Consider the following 16,163-nt stretch of genomic DNA (forward strand, 5'->3'; position numbering starts at 1 on the left):
TTTCCTCCTGTTTCTGTTATGTGGTCAGGCGTTGGAGTTGTGATCTCGCAGGCCGAGCCAGCGGCGGATCAGCGGGTCGACATGGCTCGGGTGCCTATCCATAAGGACATGTGCCCATCTTCTGCATCTACCTCGATCAGGCATTGGAATAGTGATCCCGTAAGCCAAGCCAGCGCCGTATCAAGGGTTCGACATGACTCGGATGCCTATCCATAAGGAAGCGCGCCATCTTCTGTACCTGCGGAATAAGCGGCTGATCCCGCACCAGATCGGCGATCTTGAGATCGGCCAGACCGGTCTGGCGGGTGCCGAGCAGTTCCCCCGGGCCGCGCAGTTCCAGATCGCGCTGGGCGATGAGGAAACCGTCGTTGGTCTCACGCAGCACCCCGAGCCGGCTCTGGGCCGTTTTGGACAAGGGGGCATGATAGAGCAGCACGCAGTGAGAGGCTACCGCTCCGCGACCGACCCGGCCGCGCAGCTGGTGCAGCTGCGCCAGCCCGAGCCGTTCCGGGTTCTCGATGATCATCAGGCTGGCGTTTGGCACATCCACCCCCACCTCGATGACGGTGGTGGCGACCAGCAGTTGCAGTATGCCTGCCTTGAACTCCTCCATCACCCGCTGTTTCTCGACCGGGCGCATCCGACCGTGTACCAGCCCGATGTGCAGGCCGGGCAGCAGGTTTTGCAGCTCGGCGGCGGTATCCTCGGCAGCCTGACACTCCAGCACCTCCGACTCCTCGATCAGGGTGCAGACCCAGTAGGCCTGCTTGCCCTCGGTGCAGGCGAGCTTGACCCGCTCGATCACATCGCCGCGACGGCTGTCGGGTAGCGCTACCGTGGTGATGGGGGTTCGGCCCGGCGGCAGCTCGTCGATGACCGAGGTATCGAGGTCGGCATAGGCGGTCATCGCCAGGGTGCGGGGGATGGGGGTGGCGGTCATGATCAGCTGATGGGGATGCACCCCCTCCCGCTCCCCTTTCTCACGCAGGGCGAGGCGCTGATGCACCCCGAATCTGTGCTGTTCATCGATGATGACCAGCGCCAGACGCTGGAACACCACCTGCTCCTGAAAGATGGCGTGGGTGCCCACCACCATCTTGACGCTGCCATCGGCGATGGCGGCCAGCGCCTCTTCCCGCGCCTTGCCTTTCTGCTTGCCGGCCAGCCAGCCGACTCCGATGCCGAGCGGCTCCAGCCATTTGGCGAAGTTGATGGCGTGCTGTTCCGCCAGCAGCTCGGTCGGTGCCATCAAGCCCACCTGACAGCCGTTGCCGATGGCCTGCAGGGCCGCCAGCGCCGCGACCAGGGTCTTGCCGGAGCCCACGTCACCCTGCACCAGCCGCATCATGGGGTGACTCTGTTGCAGATCCTTGCTTATCTCGGCCACCACCCGGCTCTGGGCGCCGGTGGGCTTGAACGGCAGGGCGCCGAGCAGCTGTTCGACCAGCGCGGGCGCAGGTTTGAGGGCGCGGGCCAGCTGGGTTTGTGCCTGAGCACGCACCTTCAAGACCGAGAGGTTGTGAGCCAGCAGCTCTTCCAGCACCAGCCGCTGCTGGGCCGGATGTTGACCGCTTTCGAGCAGCGGCAGCGCCACCGAGGGGGGCGGACGGTGCAGCAGTTTCAGGGCGGCGGCCAGCTCAATCTGATGGGGATAGAGGCCGGCGGGCAGCAGCTCCTCGACGCCATAGAGGTCGAGCTGGGCCAGCGCCTGATCGGTGAGGTTGCGCAGGGTGAGCTGGCGCAGTCCCTCGGTAGTCGGGTAGACGGGGGTGAGCGCCTCTTCGGTCTGGCCGGCTTGCTCCTCGCCGAGCAGCTTGTACTCGGGGTGGGCCATCTCCAGCCCGTATTTGCCGGGGCGCACCTCGCCAAAGCAGCGGATCAGGCGGCCCGTCGCCAGACTGTTCTTCTGGGCGGCGGTGAAGTTGAAGAAGCGCAGGGTGAGGGTGCCGGTGCCATCGCTGATGCGACAGACCAGCATGCGACGGCGCCCCATCACCAGCTGAGTGTCCTGGATCTCCCCCTCGACGGCGCCGTGCAGGCCGGGCGGCAGATCGCCGATGGGCCACACCTGGGTGCGGTCCTCGTAGCGCAGGGGGAGATGGAACAGCAGGTCCTGTACCGTGGCCAGTCCCAGCCGCTCGAGCTTCTCCAGCATCTTGCTGCCGACACCCTTGAGGCTATCGAGAGGAATTTTATCCAATTTCATCAATTAGATGCCCGAAAACACTGTAAATATGTCCAGATGATAGGGGTTGTTGAGGGGCCGATGCAAGCCGAGTTGCTGCTGGCTGGGCCGCCAAGGCGGGGGAAACGGCGGATATAACAAAGGCCTGCCGAAAACGGGAGGCCTTTGTGTGGTTGCCAACAGGCAAGGTGCGGGCGCATGGCGCCCAAGGTCAGATGATGCGTTTTAGCAGCAGGTGGGCCTTGACCCTGTGGATCCGTCCCAGCAGCTTGCGCACCTGTTCCGGGTAGTCCTGGATCTGCTCCACCTGATCGAAGTGGCTGATCCGCTTGGTGTTGGTCAGGATGTTCTCCCGCTCGGCATTGAACTGGGGACGCAGCAGGTGGCGACGATCGTGTACCAGCAGGCCGTTCTCCAGATCCAGCGCCCAGGCGCGGGGGTTGAGGTTGTTGCCGGTGAGCAGGGCCCACTCGTCATCCACGAAGATCCCCTTGAGATGGTAGGAGTTGCGCTCGCAACACCAGAGCATCAGGTTGAGGCGACCGTCGTCGATGTGGCGCTGGTTGCGCTCGGCAAACTTGCGCAGGTTGGTCTCGTAGAGATAGGGCAGGCCACCGATAGTGGAGAACTTCTCTTCCGGCGGAATGAAGAAGTCGTTGGCGGTCTTGTCGCCCACTACGATGGTGACTTTGCAACCGCGCTGCAGCAGATCCTCGATATCCTTGCTCAACTCCTTGGGCGGGTTGAAGTAAGGGGTGCAGATGAAGATCTCCCGCTCGGTGGCGCGCACCAGATTGCGGATCATCAGGTTGAGCTGATTGTTGCGCTTGCCCAGACCCACCATGGGGGTGACGGCCACCTCTTGAGTGTTGACCGGCATGGTGCTGAAGCGGTACTGGCTCTGGCGCAGGTTCTGCTTGAAGCGGCGGATTGGCCCCTTCAGCTGCTTGGCGCTGGGGATATCGCTGTGATCCAGTCGCTGCACCGCGTCGCTCTTCACGAACAGGTCATCCACATAGTTGACCATGCTGCGGGCCAGCTCCGGGCTGGTGATCTGGTGATAGCGATCGAAGCGGTAGCGATCCTGCTGGTGCAGGTAGATGTCGTTGAGGCTGGCACCGGAGTAGAGCACCACATCATCAAAGATGAAGCCCTTGAGGTGGAGCACGCCGAGCAGCTCGCGCCCCTTGACCGGCACGCCATAGATTTCGATCTGGTGCTCGTGTTCGGCAGCCATGGCCTGATACATCAGGTGGTTGCCGCCCTGCTTGCCCTTGCCGATCAGGCCGCGCTGGGCACGGTGGAAGTCGACGAACAGCTTGATGTCGAGGGCCGGATTGCGTTGCTTGGCGGCGTAGAGGGCGGAGAGGATCTCCCGGCCTGCTTCGTCATCCTGCAGATAGAGCGCGACCAGATAGATGCGCCGGGTGGCACTGGCGATAAGCGCAAGAATGCGGCGTTTGAAATCCTGGGCGCTGTAGAGCACTTCAAACTGATCCGCTGCGACGGCGATCTGGGGCAGGCGCGCCAGCAGTTGTCGATAATGGGCCGATGAATGCATAGATAAACCTGAAATCACGGGGTTAAGCGTTCCACTCGGAGCGATGAATAGGCGATTCTAGCAATCTAGCCCTCTCAGCCAAAGAAAGAATCATCAGAAAGATGAAAAAGGCCTCACGAGTGAGGCCTTTTTGTCAGCATTTCGCCCATGTCAGAGGAAGCTGTAGATGATCATCGCCATCACGCCGCCGGTGGTGCCGATGATGGTCTCCATCACGGTCCAGGTCTGCAGGGTCTGCTTCTCGGTCAGGCCGAGGTAGCGGTTCGCCAGCCAGAAACCGGAGTCGTTGACGTGGGAGAGCACGATGGCACCGCCGCCGATGGCGATGGTGACGGCAGCCAGCTGGGCACCGTTCAGACCGAGGGGCTCCAGCATCGGCAGCACCAGACCACAGGCGGTCAGCATGGCGACGGTGGCGGAGCCCTGAATCACCCGTACCGCAGCGGCCAGAATGAAGGCCAGCGCGACGATGGGCAGACCGGAATCGGCCAGCATGTTGCCAAGGGCAGCACCCACACCGGAATCAACCAGCACCTGCTTGAACACGCCACCGGCACCGGTAACCAGAATAATGACGCCAGCCGGCTGGATGGCGCTGTTGCAGACGCTCATCACCTCGTCGCGGGACATGCCACGGCGAATACCCAGCAGATAGAAGGCGGCCAGACAGGCGACCATGATGGCGGTGAAGGGGTGACCGATGAACTCCAGCCAGTTGTGCAGGGTGGAGCCCGCCTCGACAAAGCGACCGACGATGGTCTTGAGGCCGATCAGCAGCAGCGGCAGGCCGATGAGGCCCATGGCCAGCCCGAAGGAGGGCAGGGATTTGCTGTCATCGTGGACACTGTTCTGGGCATCGGCAGGCAGCGGTACATCGACGATCTTGCTGATGAAGTCACCGAACAGCGGGCCCGCCAGGATCAGCGCCGGTACGGCGGCGATCAGGCCGAACAGGATCATGTAGCCGAAGTCGGCACCCAGCTGGGAAGCGACCAGGATCGGGCCCGGCGCCGGAATAAGGAAGGCTTGGCAGGTGGCGATACCGGCCAGCAGGGCGATACCGATCTTCACCACGCTGCCGCCGCCACGGCGGACGATGGCGAAGGCGACACCGATCAGCAGCACCACGGCCACGTCAAAGAAGAGCGGCAGGGCACAGACAAAGCCGGTCAGAGCCATGGCCCAGTTGGCGCGCTTGACGCCGAACTTGCCGAGCAGGGTGTGAGCCACCCGGTCGAGGGCACCGGTCACTTCCATCACCTTGCCAAACATGGCACCCAGCGCCACCACCACGGCGACGAAGCCGAGGGTGCCGCCCATCCCTTTCTGGATGGTGGCGGCGATGTCGGCCGGGTTCATGCCGGCGGCGAGACCCGCCACCATGGAGACCAGGATCAGGGCTACCACGGCGTGGAGCCGGGCCTTCATCACCAGGAAGAGCAGCAGCACAATCGAGCCGGCGGCTGTCATGATCAGGGAGAGGTCAGACATTGTTATGCGTTCCTTTTTCCAAGTTCAGTCGTGACACCTTGCCGATCCGTCGGCAAACCATATCTTTATGATTTATTTAGATTTATGGCAAGGGCTCAACATCATATGCCCAGGTGACTATGGGTTTGCTCAGTCTGTGGCAGACTTCACATTTTCAATCGTTACCGGTAACATGTTACCGGTAACGTGTTAGATTAGAACCCATCAACAGCTGGTTTTTTGAAAAGTGGGACAGAGGTCAAATTATGGCGGGTAAGTGCATTATCGTGATGGGTGTATGTGGCAGCGGTAAATCCAGCGTGGGCCTCAAGGTGGCAGAAGCGCTGGGCGCCAAGTTCATCGATGGTGATGATCTCCACCCCAAGGCCAACATCCAGAAGATGGCTGGCGGCAACCCCCTCAACGATGAGGATCGCGCCCCCTGGCTGGAGCGGATCCGCGACGCCGCCTACAGTCTCGAGCAGAAGAACGAGACCGGCATCATCGTCTGTTCCGCTCTCAAAAAGAAGTACCGCGACCAGATCCGCGAAGGCAACGAGTCGGTCAGCTTTATCTTTCTCGACGGCAGCCAGCCGCTGATCCTCGAGCGGATGCGTGCCCGCAAGGGCCACTTCATGCGTGAAAGCATGGTACAAAGTCAGTTCGATACTCTGGAGCGCCCGGATGGCGAAGCCGGTGTATTCCACATTGATATCGACGGCACCTTCGAACAGGTGGTTGACCGCGCCGTCACAGCATTGGAGCAAGCCCAATGATTCATCAGGTAATTTCCGACGTCACCGCCCGCATCCGCGAGCGCAGTGTCGCCCGTCGTCAGGCATTTCTGGCCCGCATCCAGCGTCAGGCAGAGCAGGGCAAGACCCGCGCCGCGCTGGCCTGTGGCAACCTGGCTCACGCCGTGGCCGCCTGCAGCAGTGACGAGAAGGGTCGCATTCTCGATATGACCCGCGCCAACGTCGGCATCGTCACCGCCTACAACGATATGCTGAGCGCCCATCAGCCCTATCAGGGCTATCCGGATCAGATCAAGGCGGTACTGGCCGAACTGGGCCACAGTGCCCAGGTCGCCGGCGGCGTGCCCGCCATGTGCGACGGCGTGACCCAGGGTCAGCCGGGGATGGACATGTCCCTCTTCTCCCGCGACCTGATCGCCCAGGCGACCGCGCTGTCGCTCTCTCACAACACCTTCGACGCCACCCTGCTGCTCGGCATCTGCGACAAGATTGCTCCGGGTCAGATCATGGGGGCCCTCTCCCACGCTCACCTGCCGACTGCATTCGTACCGGCGGGCCCCATGGCGAGCGGCATCAGCAACGACGAGAAGGTGAGGGTGCGTCAGAAGTACGCCGCCGGTGAAGTGGGCCGTGATGCCCTGCTGGAGATGGAGTGCGGCGCCTACCACGCGGCAGGCACCTGCACCTTCTACGGCACCGCCAACACCAACCAGCTGGTATTCGAGGCCATGGGCCTGATGCTGCCGGGCTCTGCTTTTGTGCATCCCCATAGCGAGCTGCGCCGCGCCCTGACCGCCGAAGCGGCCCGCCGCATCAGCGCCATGATCCCGGGTTCCCCGGCCTATCGCCCGCTGAGCGAGGTGCTGGACGAGCGCTCGCTGGTCAACGGTCTGGTGGCCCTGCTCGCCTCCGGCGGCAGTACCAACCACAGCATCCACATGGTGGCGCTGGCCCGCGCGGCCGGTCTGGTACTGACCTGGGATGACATCAGCGATCTCTCCGACGTGGTGCCGCTGCTGGTTCGCATGTACCCGAACGGCCCGGCCGACGTAAACGCCTTCGAACAGGCAGGCGGCGTGCCCGGCCTGATGCGCCGTCTGGCGCAAGAGGGGTTGATCCACATGGACGCCACTCCGGTCTTTGGCGAGATGCAGGATTACCTCAGCCGTCCGGCACTGGTCGATGGCCAGCTGGTGTGGCAGCCGGTGGGCGAAAGCGGCGATGCCAGCGTGCTGTCACCTTCCGGTAGCGTGTTCCAGGCCACCGGCGGCACCAAGCTGCTGGCGGGCAATCTGGGCCGCGCCGTGGTCAAGGTCTCCGCCGTGGCTCCCGAGTATCGGGTGATTGAAGCACCAGCGCGGGTCTTCTCCTCCCAGCATGCGGTGGAAGCGGCCTACAAGGCGGGCGATCTCAATCAGGATGCCGTGATCGTGGTGCGCCACAATGGCCCGGCCGCCAACGGCATGCCGGAGCTGCACAAGCTGATGCCGGTGCTCGGCAACCTGCAGAAGGCGGGTTACAAGGTGGCGCTGGTCACCGATGGCCGTCTCTCCGGCGCCTCCGGCAAGATCCCGGCCGCCATCCACGTCACCCCGGAAGCGCTGCACGGCGGGGCCATCGGCCTGCTTGCTGACGGTGACCTGCTGCGGGTTGATGCGGTAAATGGCAGCCTAGACTGCCTGACCGATTTGAGTGGCCGTACCCAGGCCGAGATTGACCTCACTCTGGAACAAGAGGGGTGGGGCCGTGAACTGTTCAGCGTGATGCGTCGCGCGGTATCGAGCGCCGAGTGTGGCGCTACCATCTTTGACTAAGGAAGAGCTATGCAGAACTGGAAAGTGACCCCGGCCGAGGTGTTTGCCGCCTCCCCGCTGGTACCCGTGATGGTTATCAACGAGCTGGATCAGGCCCTGCCGATGGCCAAGGCGCTGCTCGACGGCGGCATCTCTGTCTTCGAAATCACCCTGCGCACCCCGGTGGCGCTCGATGCCATCGCCCTCATTGCCAAGGCGATGCCGGATGCCATGGTCGGTGCCGGTACCGTGCTCAACTGCGAGCAGTTTGACGCCGCCGTTGCTGCCGGTGCCCGCTTCGTCATCTCCCCGGGCATGACCCCGGCACTGCTGGCCCACGCGGCCAAGAGCACTGCACCGCTGATCCCGGGTGTGGCAACTCCGTCTGAAGTGATGCAGGCGCTGGAAGCGGGCTACGACCACCTGAAGTTCTTCCCGGCCGAAGCGAACGGCGGCACCAAGGCGCTCTCCGCCATTGCCGCGCCGCTGCCCCAGGTGAAGTTCTGCCCGACCGGCGGTATCGGCCCGAAAAACGTGGCCGACTATCTGGCGCTCAAATGCGTGGCCACCGTCGGCGGCTCCTGGATGCTGCCGGCCGATGCGGTCAAGAGCGGTAACTGGGAAGAGGTTACTCGCCTCTCCCGCGAAGCGGTTGAGCTGGTTAAACGTTAAGCCTCAGTTGTGCAGAAAACCAAACAGGCCACCCTCGGGTGGCCTGTTTGTTATCGGCGTGACTTAAGTGGGTGAGGGAAGGGATTACCCCAGACTCTCCCCGACATAGAGGGAGAAGCCGATATCCTTGCGGGTGTCGGGTTGGGATTGGCCGTTGAGACGTGCCAGCAGCATGGTGGCCGCCTCCCGACCGATCGCTTCCCGCGGGGTGGCGATACTGGCCAGCTTGGGGGTCATGGCGTGGCCGATATCGAGAGCGTTGCAACCGGCGATGGCGATCTGCTGGGGCACCGGGATCCACTTGGCCTGACACTGCAGCAGGGCGCCCACCGCCAGGTCATCGTTGGTGCAGAACAGGCCGTCGAGGTCGGGATAGCGCACCAGCGCCTGATCCAGCAGCTCGCCCCCCAGAGTGAAGCTGGAGGATTGTTCGGTCAGCAGATGCTGGCCGGTGAGGCCGAAGTCGGTCATCGCCTGATAGTAACCCTCCATCCGCAGCTGGGTGCGCACGTCGAGCCGCGCTCCCAGATAGACCACCTTGCGTCGGCCCCGGTGCAGCATCTCTGTTACCATGGCCCGGGCCGCGGCTCTATGGTCCATGCCGACCACCATGTCGATGGGGGTTTGTGGCAGATCCATGGTCTCCACCACCGGAATGCCAGCGGTGGCGATCATCTTGCGGGTGCGCTCGGTGTGCTGGCTGTCGGAGAGGATCAGCCCATCCACGTGATAGGAGAGCAGGGACGCGACCTGCTCCTCTTCTCGCTCCGGGCTGTAGCCGTAGTGGGCCAGCAAGGTCTGGTAACCGGCCGGTCGGGTTACCGACTCGATGCCATGAATCACTGCCGAGAAGACCTGGTTGGAGAGGGAGGGGATCAGGATGCCGATCGCCTTGCTGGTCGCGTTGGAGAGAATATCCGGCGCCCGGTTGGGGATATAACCCAGCTCTTCCACCACAGCCGCGATCCGCTCGCGGGTCCCCTCCGCCACGGTCTGCGGGTCGCGCAGATAGCGGCTGACAGTCATCTTGGTCACGCCGGTCTGGTCGGCGATATCTTGCAGGGTGGGGCGGCGCTTGCGGGTGGGGCTCATAGGGGTGTCCAGCGTGGATGTTACATGTAACATTACCGTTTTTGGCGGATAAAGTCAGCATATGAAGCCGTTTTTGCAGGAGTTTTCCGATGATCAGAGGCAAGCAGTTCGTGGATGTCCGGTTCGAGCAACAGGATGTGGAGGGGGAACAGTTCTCGGAGTGCCGCTTTATCGGCTGCAACTTCTCCTGGCTGGATTTGAGCGATAGTCGCTTCATCGACTGCAGCTTCTACGATCGGGAAAGTGAACGGGGCTGCCTGTTGCAGGGTTGTGATCTGCGCGAGGCCAGCTTCCTGTGCTGCGATCTCACCATGGCCGATTGCAGCCGCAGCCAGTGTCTGGGGCTGGAGATGCGCGACTGTCAGGCGGTCGGTATCAACTTCAGCCATGCCAGCTTCGCCAACCAGATCACCGCCAAAAGCTACTTCTGCGAGGCCCATCTGACCGGCAACAACTTCAGCTACGCCAGCTTCGAGGGCTGCCTGCTGGAGAAGTGCGAGCTGACCGGCAACCGTTGGCAGGGGGCCAACCTGTTTGGTGCCTCGCTGGCGGGTTCCGATCTCAGCGGCTCCGAGTTTGGCCAGATTGACTGGACCAGCTTCAAGCTGCAGGGCTGCGATCTGCGCCAGTGCGATCTGCCGGGGCTGGATCTGCGGCGGGTCGATCTGCAGGGAGTACAGATCAACGAGGATCAGCAGCAGACATTGCTGGAGCAGATCGGTTTGGTTGTTTTCCCCTGAGCCGAGCGAAAAAATAGGTAATTTTTCATCAAATGGGACCGACAGTGGGGGGGCTATGCTCCTGAAATGACAAAAGCCTGCGTGATGCAGGCTTTTGCTAGTGAGTGTGTGACGCGTTTGTCGGCCGGGTTAACTCAACCCTTGGCCAGCCATTTGGTCGGGTTGATCGCCTCGCCCTGATAGCGAATTTCGAAGTAGAGGCCCGGTCTGTCCTGACCGCCGCTGTCACCGACCAGTGCTACCGGTTCACCCTGTTCCACATTCTGGCCAACCTGACGCAGCAGCGACTGATTGTGACCGTAGAGGCTCATATAGCCCTTACCATGATCGATTACCAGCAGCATACCGAAGCCATCGAGCCAGTCGGCGTAAACCACTTGTCCCGGTGCGACAGCCTTGACCTGGGTTCCTTCGCTGGCGCCGATCAGGGTGCCTTTCCACTTGAGCTGGGCGGTGCGCGGTGAACCGTAGGAGATGAGGATCGGCCCCTGTACCGGCCAGCGCAGGCTGCCATTGGTCTTGAGACCACTGTAGTGACCGGCACTGCTGATGCCCGAGCCGCGCTCCGGTTTGCTGCTGGCTACCTCTTCGGCCGGTTCTGCCGGTTTGACGGTTTTGTTCTGCTGAGCGGCGAGTCGTTGTTGCTCGGCGCGGCGCTGTTCGGCCAGCTTGCGCTGACGCTCCTGCTCCGCTTTCAGCTTGGCCAACCGCTCCCGCTCGGCCCGTTCACGGCGTTCCTGCTCTTCCCGCTTGCGGCGCAGCTCCTCCAGCCGAGCTTTCAGCGCTTTCTCCGCCTTGACCAGCTTGGTGAGCTTCTGCTCGTCATCTTGTACCGACTGCTGCAACTGGTTGCGCACCTTGGCCCGGCTCTGCTGGCTGGCCAGCAGGGTCTGGTGATGCTCCTGCTGTTCGGCAAGCAGGGTCTGCAGTCTGGTTTCGGTCTCTTTGGTGTCCTGCTGGTTTTTCGCCAGCTTGTCACGGGTGGCGCGCAGGGCGTCGATGGCCTCGATGCGGGCCTTGTTGAGGTAGTCGTAGTAGTCGAGGGAGCGGCTCAGTTTGGCCGGATCCTGCTGATTGAGCAGCAGTTTGAGGTAGTCGTGGTTGCCCGCCTGAAAGGCGCTCTCCGCCTGTTTGGCCAGCAACTGCTTCTGATGTTTGGCTTGAACTTCCAGCGCCAGCTTGTCTTTTTGCAGGGTCGCCAGCGTCTGCTGGTTCTGCTTCAACTGCTGCCTGGTCTGGTTGAGTTTGGCGGCGGCGGCCGAGATGGCCTGCTCGTCAGCCTTGAGCTGGGTATTGAGCTTGGCAAGCTCCTGCTTGCTGAGCTTGATGGTCTTCTGTTGCTCTTTGATCTGGGACTGCATGGTCCCCAGCTGATGATTGGCGGCCAAAGCCGGTGTGCTGGCACCAAATGACAGGCAAAAAAACAGCGCGCCGGCCAACAGGCCGACGCGACTGGTTTTCTGTGAAATAACTTCGCATCCCCGCATGGGGAAGGATTATTTCAGAATCATCAGGGGCTTGCCAGTCATTTCCGGCGGCACCGGCAGACCCATCAGGGTCAGCATGGTGGGGGCCAGATCGGACAGTTTGCCACCTTCAACTACCTCGGCTTTGCGACCGAAATAGATGAGCGGAACCGGCAGATTGGTGTGGGCGGTGTGGGCCTGACCAGTCTCTTCGTCCAGCATCTTCTCGGCGTTGCCGTGGTCGGCAGTGATCAGGCACTCGCCACCCACTTCGGCCAGGGCGTCGGTGACACGACCGATGCAGTGGTCAACGGCTTCACAAGCTTTGACGGCGGCATCGAACACACCGGTGTGACCAACCATGTCGCCATTCGGGTAGTTACAGATGATGACGTCGTACTTGCCGCTCTTGATGGCTGCAACCAGCTTGTCAGTCAGCTCTTCGGAGCTCATTTCCGGCTGCAGGTCATAGGTCGCCACTTTCGGGCTGGCCACGATCTCGCGATCTTCGCCGGTGAAGCAGGACTCTTCGCCACCGTTGAAGAAGAAGGTGACGTGAGCATACTTCTCTGTTTCGGAGATGCGCAGCTGGGTTTTGCCCTGCTTGGCCAGCCACTCACCCAGGGTGTTGACCAGAGCGGTCGGCGGGTAGGCACAGGCAGTTTTGATGTCGGCCGCGTATTCGGTCAGCATCACGAAGTTCAGCTTTGGCTCGACTGCACGGGCGAAGCCGGTGAAGTCGGTGTCAACGAAGGCGCGGGTGATTTCACGGGCACGGTCGGCACGGAAGTTCATGAAAATCAGCGCATCGCCATCTTCCATCGGTGCCGCTTCACCGATGCGAGTGGCTTTGACGAACTCGTCGTTCTCGTCGCGAGCATAGGCGGCAGCCAGTGCTTCGGTGGCGTTCTCGGCGGTGAACTCGCCCTTACCCTGGGTCATCAGGTCATAGGCTTGCTGCACGCGATCCCAGCGGTTGTCACGGTCCATGGCGAAGTAACGGCCGATCATGGAGGCGAAACGACCCTTGCCCAGCTTGGCGAACAGGGCATCGAACAGCTCGATGGAGGACTGGGCGGAGCGCGGCGGAACGTCGCGGCCATCCAGGAAGGCGTGCAGGTAGATCTTCTCGGCGCCACGCTTGGCAGCCATTTCGATCATGCCCATGATGTGCTCTTCGTGGCTGTGTACGCCACCCGGGGACATCAGGCCCATGATGTGAACGGCTTTGCCGTTGGTCACGGCAGCGTCAACAGCCTTGGCCAGCTCGACGTTCTGGAAGAATTCACCGTCCTGGATGTCTTTGGAGATACGGGTCAGCTCCTGATAGACGATGCGACCGGCACCGATGTTGACGTGACCCACTTCGGAGTTGCCCATCTGGCCATCCGGCAGACCGACGTCCAGACCGGAGCCGGAGATCAGGGTGCTGGTGTAGTCACGGGCCAGACGGTCGAGGTTGGGAGTCTTGGCGGCAGCGACGGCGTTGTGCTCTTGCTTGGTGCTGTAGCCCCAACCGTCCATGATGACCAGAACCAAAGGTTTCTTAGCTGTTGACATAAGACTATGTCCTCTCGGATTGGAAAAAATGCGGGAAATGAAACTAGCGTAATATTACTACATCTGCCGAAATAGTCACCTGATAGCCAAGGGGCGCTCCCGCGGCCCCGCAAGCCACGCCTTTCCTGCCATGCTCGCTGCCCAATGATGATGGGAGCCTGCTCGCGCTTTGCCGCCAAGATGGCTGATCTTATCAATACCCCCATGTATACTCGGGCCCTTGTCTTGGTCCCTGGATAGTAGAAGATGCAAGAGTATTTGGATTTTGCGGCCCGCAACCCGCTGCTGACCGCAGCCTGGTTGGGCCTTGCTGGCACTCTGGTTTACACCACTGTGCGTGCCCGTTTGTCCCCGGTAAAAACCGTCAACAACCACACCGCGACCCTGCTGATCAATCGCGAGAATGCCACCGTGGTGGATATTCGCAGTCAGGAAGAGTATGCCAAGGGCCATCTGGCCGGTGCCCAGCACCTGCCGCTGACCCAGATCCAGAGCAATAATCTGGGCCCGGTTGAAAAGCATAAAGATGCCCCCATCATAGTGGTGTGCGAGTCGGGAATGACTGCGGGCGGCGCGGGCCGCCAGCTGAGCAAAGCTGGCTTCAAGCAGGTTTATGTGCTCGGCGGTGGCATGGCCCAATGGCGTGCAGAAAATCTGCCGGTAACCAAGAAACGCTGATTTAAGCAGGGCCTGAGCCCACTTATCCATATAACAAGGAATCAAACGAAATGGCTGACGAGATCAACAACCAGGAAGTACAACCGGAATTCCACATCCAGCGTGTTTACACCAAGGATGTCTCTTTCGAAGCGCCGAACACCCCGCACATCTTCCAGAAAGAGTGGCAGCCGGACGTCAAGCTGGATATGGATACCAAGACCAACATCCTGGCTGAGAACGTGTACGAGGTTGTTCTGACCCTGACCGTAACTTGCAAACTGGAAACCGAAACTGCCTTCCTGTGCGAAGTACAGCAAGCCGGTATCTTCACCATCGGTAACCTGCCGGAGCCGCAACTGGCTCACTGCCTGGCTGCCTTCTGCCCGAACATCCTGTTCCCATATGCCCGCGAAGCCGTGGCCAACATGGTGAGCAAGGGGTCCTTCCCGCAGCTGAACCTGGCACCGGTCAACTTCGATGCCCTGTTTGCCCAGCACATGGCGCAAGCACAGGCCCAGCAGGCGACTGCGGAAGCCTGATAATGGCTGACCAGATCGCTATCTCGGTCTTGGGGGCGGGGTCTTATGGCTCCGCACTTGCCATTTCTCTGGCGCGCAACGGTCATCCGACCCTGCTGTGGGGTCACGACCCTGCTCATGTCGCCGAGCTGGAACAAGACTGCTGCAACAAGGCTTTTCTGCCTGATGTCCCTTTTCCTGCCGATCTGCAGCTAACTGCGGATCTGCAACGTGCGGTACAGGCTGCCCCCGTGCTGCTGCTGGTCGTGCCGAGCCATGTATTTGGCGATGTGCTGACCCGGATCAAGCCCTTCTTGCGCCCCGATACCCGTATCGCCTGGGCCACCAAGGGTCTGGAGCCGGACAGTGGCCGTCTGCTGCAGGATGTGGCTCGTGAAGTGCTGGGTGACGAGATGCCGCTGGCGGTCATCTCCGGCCCCACCTTCGCCAAGGAGCTGGCTGCTGGTCTGCCGACCGCCATCTCGGTCGCTTCGACCCACGACGAGTTCGCCGACGATCTCTCCCACCTGCTGCACTGTGGCCGCTCGTTCCGGGTCTATACCAATCCGGATTTCGTCGGTCTGCAGCTGGGTGGGGCGGTGAAGAACGTCATCGCTATCGGTGCCGGTCTCTCCGACGGGCTAGGGTTTGGCGCCAATGCCAGAACCGCGCTCATCACTCGGGGTCTGGTGGAGATGCAGCGTCTGGGGGCGGCGCTGGGTGCCGATGCCAAAACCTTTATGGGGATGGCGGGGCTCGGGGATCTGGTGCTCACCTGTACCGACAACCAGTCGCGCAACCGTCGCTTCGGGCTGGCCCTCGGGGCTGGCAAGGATGTGAACACAGCCATGACCGAGATCGGTCAGGTGGTGGAGGGGTATCGCAACACCAAAGAGGTGCATCTGCTGGCGGCCCGCTGCGGCGTCGAGATGCCCATCTGCGAGCAGATCTTCAAGGTGCTCTACGAGGGTAAGAACCCGAAAGAGGCGGCCGTCGCCCTGCTGTCGCGAGACAAGAAGGACGAGTAATCTGCCGATTGCCCATGCAAAAGGCCCTGCCAGATGGCGGGGCCTTTTCTTTGCTGCAAGGGCTGCAAATCAGTAGTAGGAGTGGTCGCCGCGCTGGTGCTCGGTGGCGTCTTTCACACCGTTGAGCTCACCCGGGAACTTCTCCAGCAGCTGCTTCTCGATCCCCTCTTTCAGGGTGTAATCGACCATGGAGCAACCGTTGCAACCGCCGCCAAACTGCAGGATGGCCAGTTTGTCTTCGGTCAGTTCGACCAGAGTGACCTTGCCACCGTGACCGGCCAGCATGGGGTTCACTTCGGACATCAGCACGTACTCGATGCGCTCGATCAGCGGCGCGTCATCGGCCACTTTACGCATCTTGGCGTTCGGTGCTTTCAGGGTGAGCTGGGAGCCCATCTGATCGGTCACGAAGTCGATGGTGGCATCCACCAGGAAGGGGGCGCTCAGGGGATCGACCATGCAGTCGAAGCCGCTGAAGGGCAGGTGTTGATCTTCCGGGTCCACGGCATCGGGCGGGCAATACGATACGCCACACTCGGCATTCTGGGTTCCCGGATTGACCACAAACACCCGGATATTGGTGCCATCAGGCTGTTTTTCCAGCAGTTTACGGAAATGGGCCTGGGCGGCGTCGGAAATGCTGATCATCACTATCCTCATAAA

14 protein-coding genes are annotated in these 16,163 nt (G+C 61.6%); 7 read left to right on the forward strand and 7 right to left on the reverse strand.

Going from position 1 to position 16,163, the window contains the following annotated elements; translation table 11 throughout:
• Window positions 1-136 precede the first annotated feature (136 nt).
• From recG to gntU, 3 genes are all read right to left on the reverse strand, one after another.
• Window positions 137-2,206: an ATP-dependent DNA helicase RecG gene (recG, locus tag ACTG19_RS13920; protein ID WP_164461656.1), complete on the reverse strand. Its 2,070-nt coding sequence runs from the start codon at window positions 2,204-2,206 to the stop codon at window positions 137-139.
• A 190-nt stretch (window positions 2,207-2,396) separates the two neighbouring features.
• On the reverse strand, window positions 2,397-3,746 hold the full coding sequence (gene pssA / locus ACTG19_RS13925) for a CDP-diacylglycerol--serine O-phosphatidyltransferase (RefSeq protein WP_005342654.1): 1,350 nt from the start codon (window positions 3,744-3,746) through the stop codon (window positions 2,397-2,399).
• Window positions 3,747-3,896: 150 nt separating this feature from the next.
• On the reverse strand, window positions 3,897-5,237 hold the full coding sequence (gene gntU, locus ACTG19_RS13930; protein ID WP_069527617.1) for a gluconate transporter: 1,341 nt from the start codon (window positions 5,235-5,237) through the stop codon (window positions 3,897-3,899).
• A gap of 245 nt (window positions 5,238-5,482) precedes the next feature.
• Here gntU and ACTG19_RS13935 point away from each other — a divergent pair, with 245 nt between their 5' ends.
• From ACTG19_RS13935 to ACTG19_RS13945, 3 genes are read left to right on the forward strand one after another with little or no spacing between them, the layout of a single operon-like run.
• Window positions 5,483-5,992 (forward strand): gluconokinase, encoded by a 510-nt coding sequence (locus ACTG19_RS13935; RefSeq protein ID WP_005340649.1) that lies wholly within the window; start codon window positions 5,483-5,485, stop codon window positions 5,990-5,992.
• Window positions 5,989-7,785, forward strand: a complete 1,797-nt coding sequence (edd, locus tag ACTG19_RS13940) for a phosphogluconate dehydratase (protein ID WP_113740149.1) — start codon at window positions 5,989-5,991, stop codon at window positions 7,783-7,785. Before ACTG19_RS13935 ends, edd begins: the two co-directional genes overlap by 4 nt.
• A gap of 9 nt (window positions 7,786-7,794) precedes the next feature.
• Window positions 7,795-8,436, forward strand: a complete 642-nt coding sequence (locus ACTG19_RS13945) for a bifunctional 4-hydroxy-2-oxoglutarate aldolase/2-dehydro-3-deoxy-phosphogluconate aldolase (protein WP_005342660.1) — start codon at window positions 7,795-7,797, stop codon at window positions 8,434-8,436.
• 84 nt (window positions 8,437-8,520) lie between these two features.
• On the opposite strand, the gene ACTG19_RS13950 is transcribed toward ACTG19_RS13945, so the two are convergent.
• Complete coding sequence (locus ACTG19_RS13950; RefSeq protein ID WP_005355407.1) at window positions 8,521-9,528, reverse strand: substrate-binding domain-containing protein; 1,008 nt, start codon at window positions 9,526-9,528, stop codon at window positions 8,521-8,523.
• Window positions 9,529-9,617: 89 nt separating this feature from the next.
• On the opposite strand from ACTG19_RS13950, the gene ACTG19_RS13955 reads away from it, so the two are divergent.
• Window positions 9,618-10,268 carry a Qnr family pentapeptide repeat protein gene (locus ACTG19_RS13955; protein WP_043821543.1) on the forward strand — a complete coding sequence of 217 codons (651 nt, stop codon included), beginning with the start codon at window positions 9,618-9,620 and terminating at the stop codon, window positions 10,266-10,268.
• A 134-nt stretch (window positions 10,269-10,402) separates the two neighbouring features.
• Here the strand turns inward: ACTG19_RS13955 and envC are convergent, their stop codons facing one another.
• Both envC and gpmM read right to left on the reverse strand, forming a co-directional pair.
• Window positions 10,403-11,755 carry a murein hydrolase activator EnvC gene (gene envC / locus ACTG19_RS13960; RefSeq protein ID WP_113740148.1) on the reverse strand — a complete coding sequence of 451 codons (1,353 nt, stop codon included), beginning with the start codon at window positions 11,753-11,755 and terminating at the stop codon, window positions 10,403-10,405.
• A 9-nt stretch (window positions 11,756-11,764) separates the two neighbouring features.
• Entirely contained in the window at window positions 11,765-13,294 is a 1,530-nt protein-coding gene (gpmM, locus tag ACTG19_RS13965; RefSeq protein ID WP_076493923.1) for a 2,3-bisphosphoglycerate-independent phosphoglycerate mutase, read from the reverse strand.
• Window positions 13,295-13,540: 246 nt separating this feature from the next.
• Here gpmM and ACTG19_RS13970 point away from each other — a divergent pair, with 246 nt between their 5' ends.
• The 3 genes from ACTG19_RS13970 to gpsA are packed head-to-tail and all read left to right on the forward strand — an operon-like array spanning window position 13,541 to window position 15,500.
• Window positions 13,541-13,972, forward strand: a complete 432-nt coding sequence (locus tag ACTG19_RS13970; protein WP_005340640.1) for a rhodanese-like domain-containing protein — start codon at window positions 13,541-13,543, stop codon at window positions 13,970-13,972.
• Window positions 13,973-14,022: 50 nt separating this feature from the next.
• Window positions 14,023-14,493 carry a protein-export chaperone SecB gene (gene secB / locus ACTG19_RS13975; protein ID WP_005340639.1) on the forward strand — a complete coding sequence of 157 codons (471 nt, stop codon included), beginning with the start codon at window positions 14,023-14,025 and terminating at the stop codon, window positions 14,491-14,493.
• A gap of 2 nt (window positions 14,494-14,495) precedes the next feature.
• On the forward strand, window positions 14,496-15,500 hold the full coding sequence (gpsA, locus tag ACTG19_RS13980; protein ID WP_113740147.1) for an NAD(P)H-dependent glycerol-3-phosphate dehydrogenase: 1,005 nt from the start codon (window positions 14,496-14,498) through the stop codon (window positions 15,498-15,500).
• 69 nt (window positions 15,501-15,569) lie between these two features.
• On the opposite strand, the gene nfuA is transcribed toward gpsA, so the two are convergent.
• Window positions 15,570-16,148 carry a Fe-S biogenesis protein NfuA gene (gene nfuA / locus ACTG19_RS13985; RefSeq protein ID WP_005340636.1) on the reverse strand — a complete coding sequence of 193 codons (579 nt, stop codon included), beginning with the start codon at window positions 16,146-16,148 and terminating at the stop codon, window positions 15,570-15,572.
• Window positions 16,149-16,163: the final 15 nt, after the last annotated feature.

The organism is Aeromonas sp. 3P (assembly GCF_051919745.1).
GTDB lineage: Bacteria > Pseudomonadota > Gammaproteobacteria > Enterobacterales > Aeromonadaceae > Aeromonas > Aeromonas veronii.

Coding starts and splice junctions, on each gene's coding strand:
- gpsA (WP_113740147.1), top strand. CDS start 14,496: ATGGCTGACCAGATCGCTATCTCGGTCTTGGGGGCGGGGTCTTATGGC.
- ACTG19_RS13970 (WP_005340640.1), top strand. CDS start 13,541: ATGCAAGAGTATTTGGATTTTGCGGCCCGCAACCCGCTGCTGACCGCA.
- gpmM (WP_076493923.1), bottom strand. CDS start 13,294: ATGTCAACAGCTAAGAAACCTTTGGTTCTGGTCATCATGGACGGTTGG.
- envC (WP_113740148.1), bottom strand. CDS start 11,755: ATGCGGGGATGCGAAGTTATTTCACAGAAAACCAGTCGCGTCGGCCTG.
- recG (WP_164461656.1), bottom strand. CDS start 2,206: ATGAAATTGGATAAAATTCCTCTCGATAGCCTCAAGGGTGTCGGCAGC.
- gntU (WP_069527617.1), bottom strand. CDS start 5,237: ATGTCTGACCTCTCCCTGATCATGACAGCCGCCGGCTCGATTGTGCTG.
- pssA (WP_005342654.1), bottom strand. CDS start 3,746: ATGCATTCATCGGCCCATTATCGACAACTGCTGGCGCGCCTGCCCCAG.
- edd (WP_113740149.1), top strand. CDS start 5,989: ATGATTCATCAGGTAATTTCCGACGTCACCGCCCGCATCCGCGAGCGC.
- ACTG19_RS13950 (WP_005355407.1), bottom strand. CDS start 9,528: ATGAGCCCCACCCGCAAGCGCCGCCCCACCCTGCAAGATATCGCCGAC.
- secB (WP_005340639.1), top strand. CDS start 14,023: ATGGCTGACGAGATCAACAACCAGGAAGTACAACCGGAATTCCACATC.
- nfuA (WP_005340636.1), bottom strand. CDS start 16,148: ATGATCAGCATTTCCGACGCCGCCCAGGCCCATTTCCGTAAACTGCTG.
- ACTG19_RS13935 (WP_005340649.1), top strand. CDS start 5,483: ATGGCGGGTAAGTGCATTATCGTGATGGGTGTATGTGGCAGCGGTAAA.
- ACTG19_RS13945 (WP_005342660.1), top strand. CDS start 7,795: ATGCAGAACTGGAAAGTGACCCCGGCCGAGGTGTTTGCCGCCTCCCCG.
- ACTG19_RS13955 (WP_043821543.1), top strand. CDS start 9,618: ATGATCAGAGGCAAGCAGTTCGTGGATGTCCGGTTCGAGCAACAGGAT.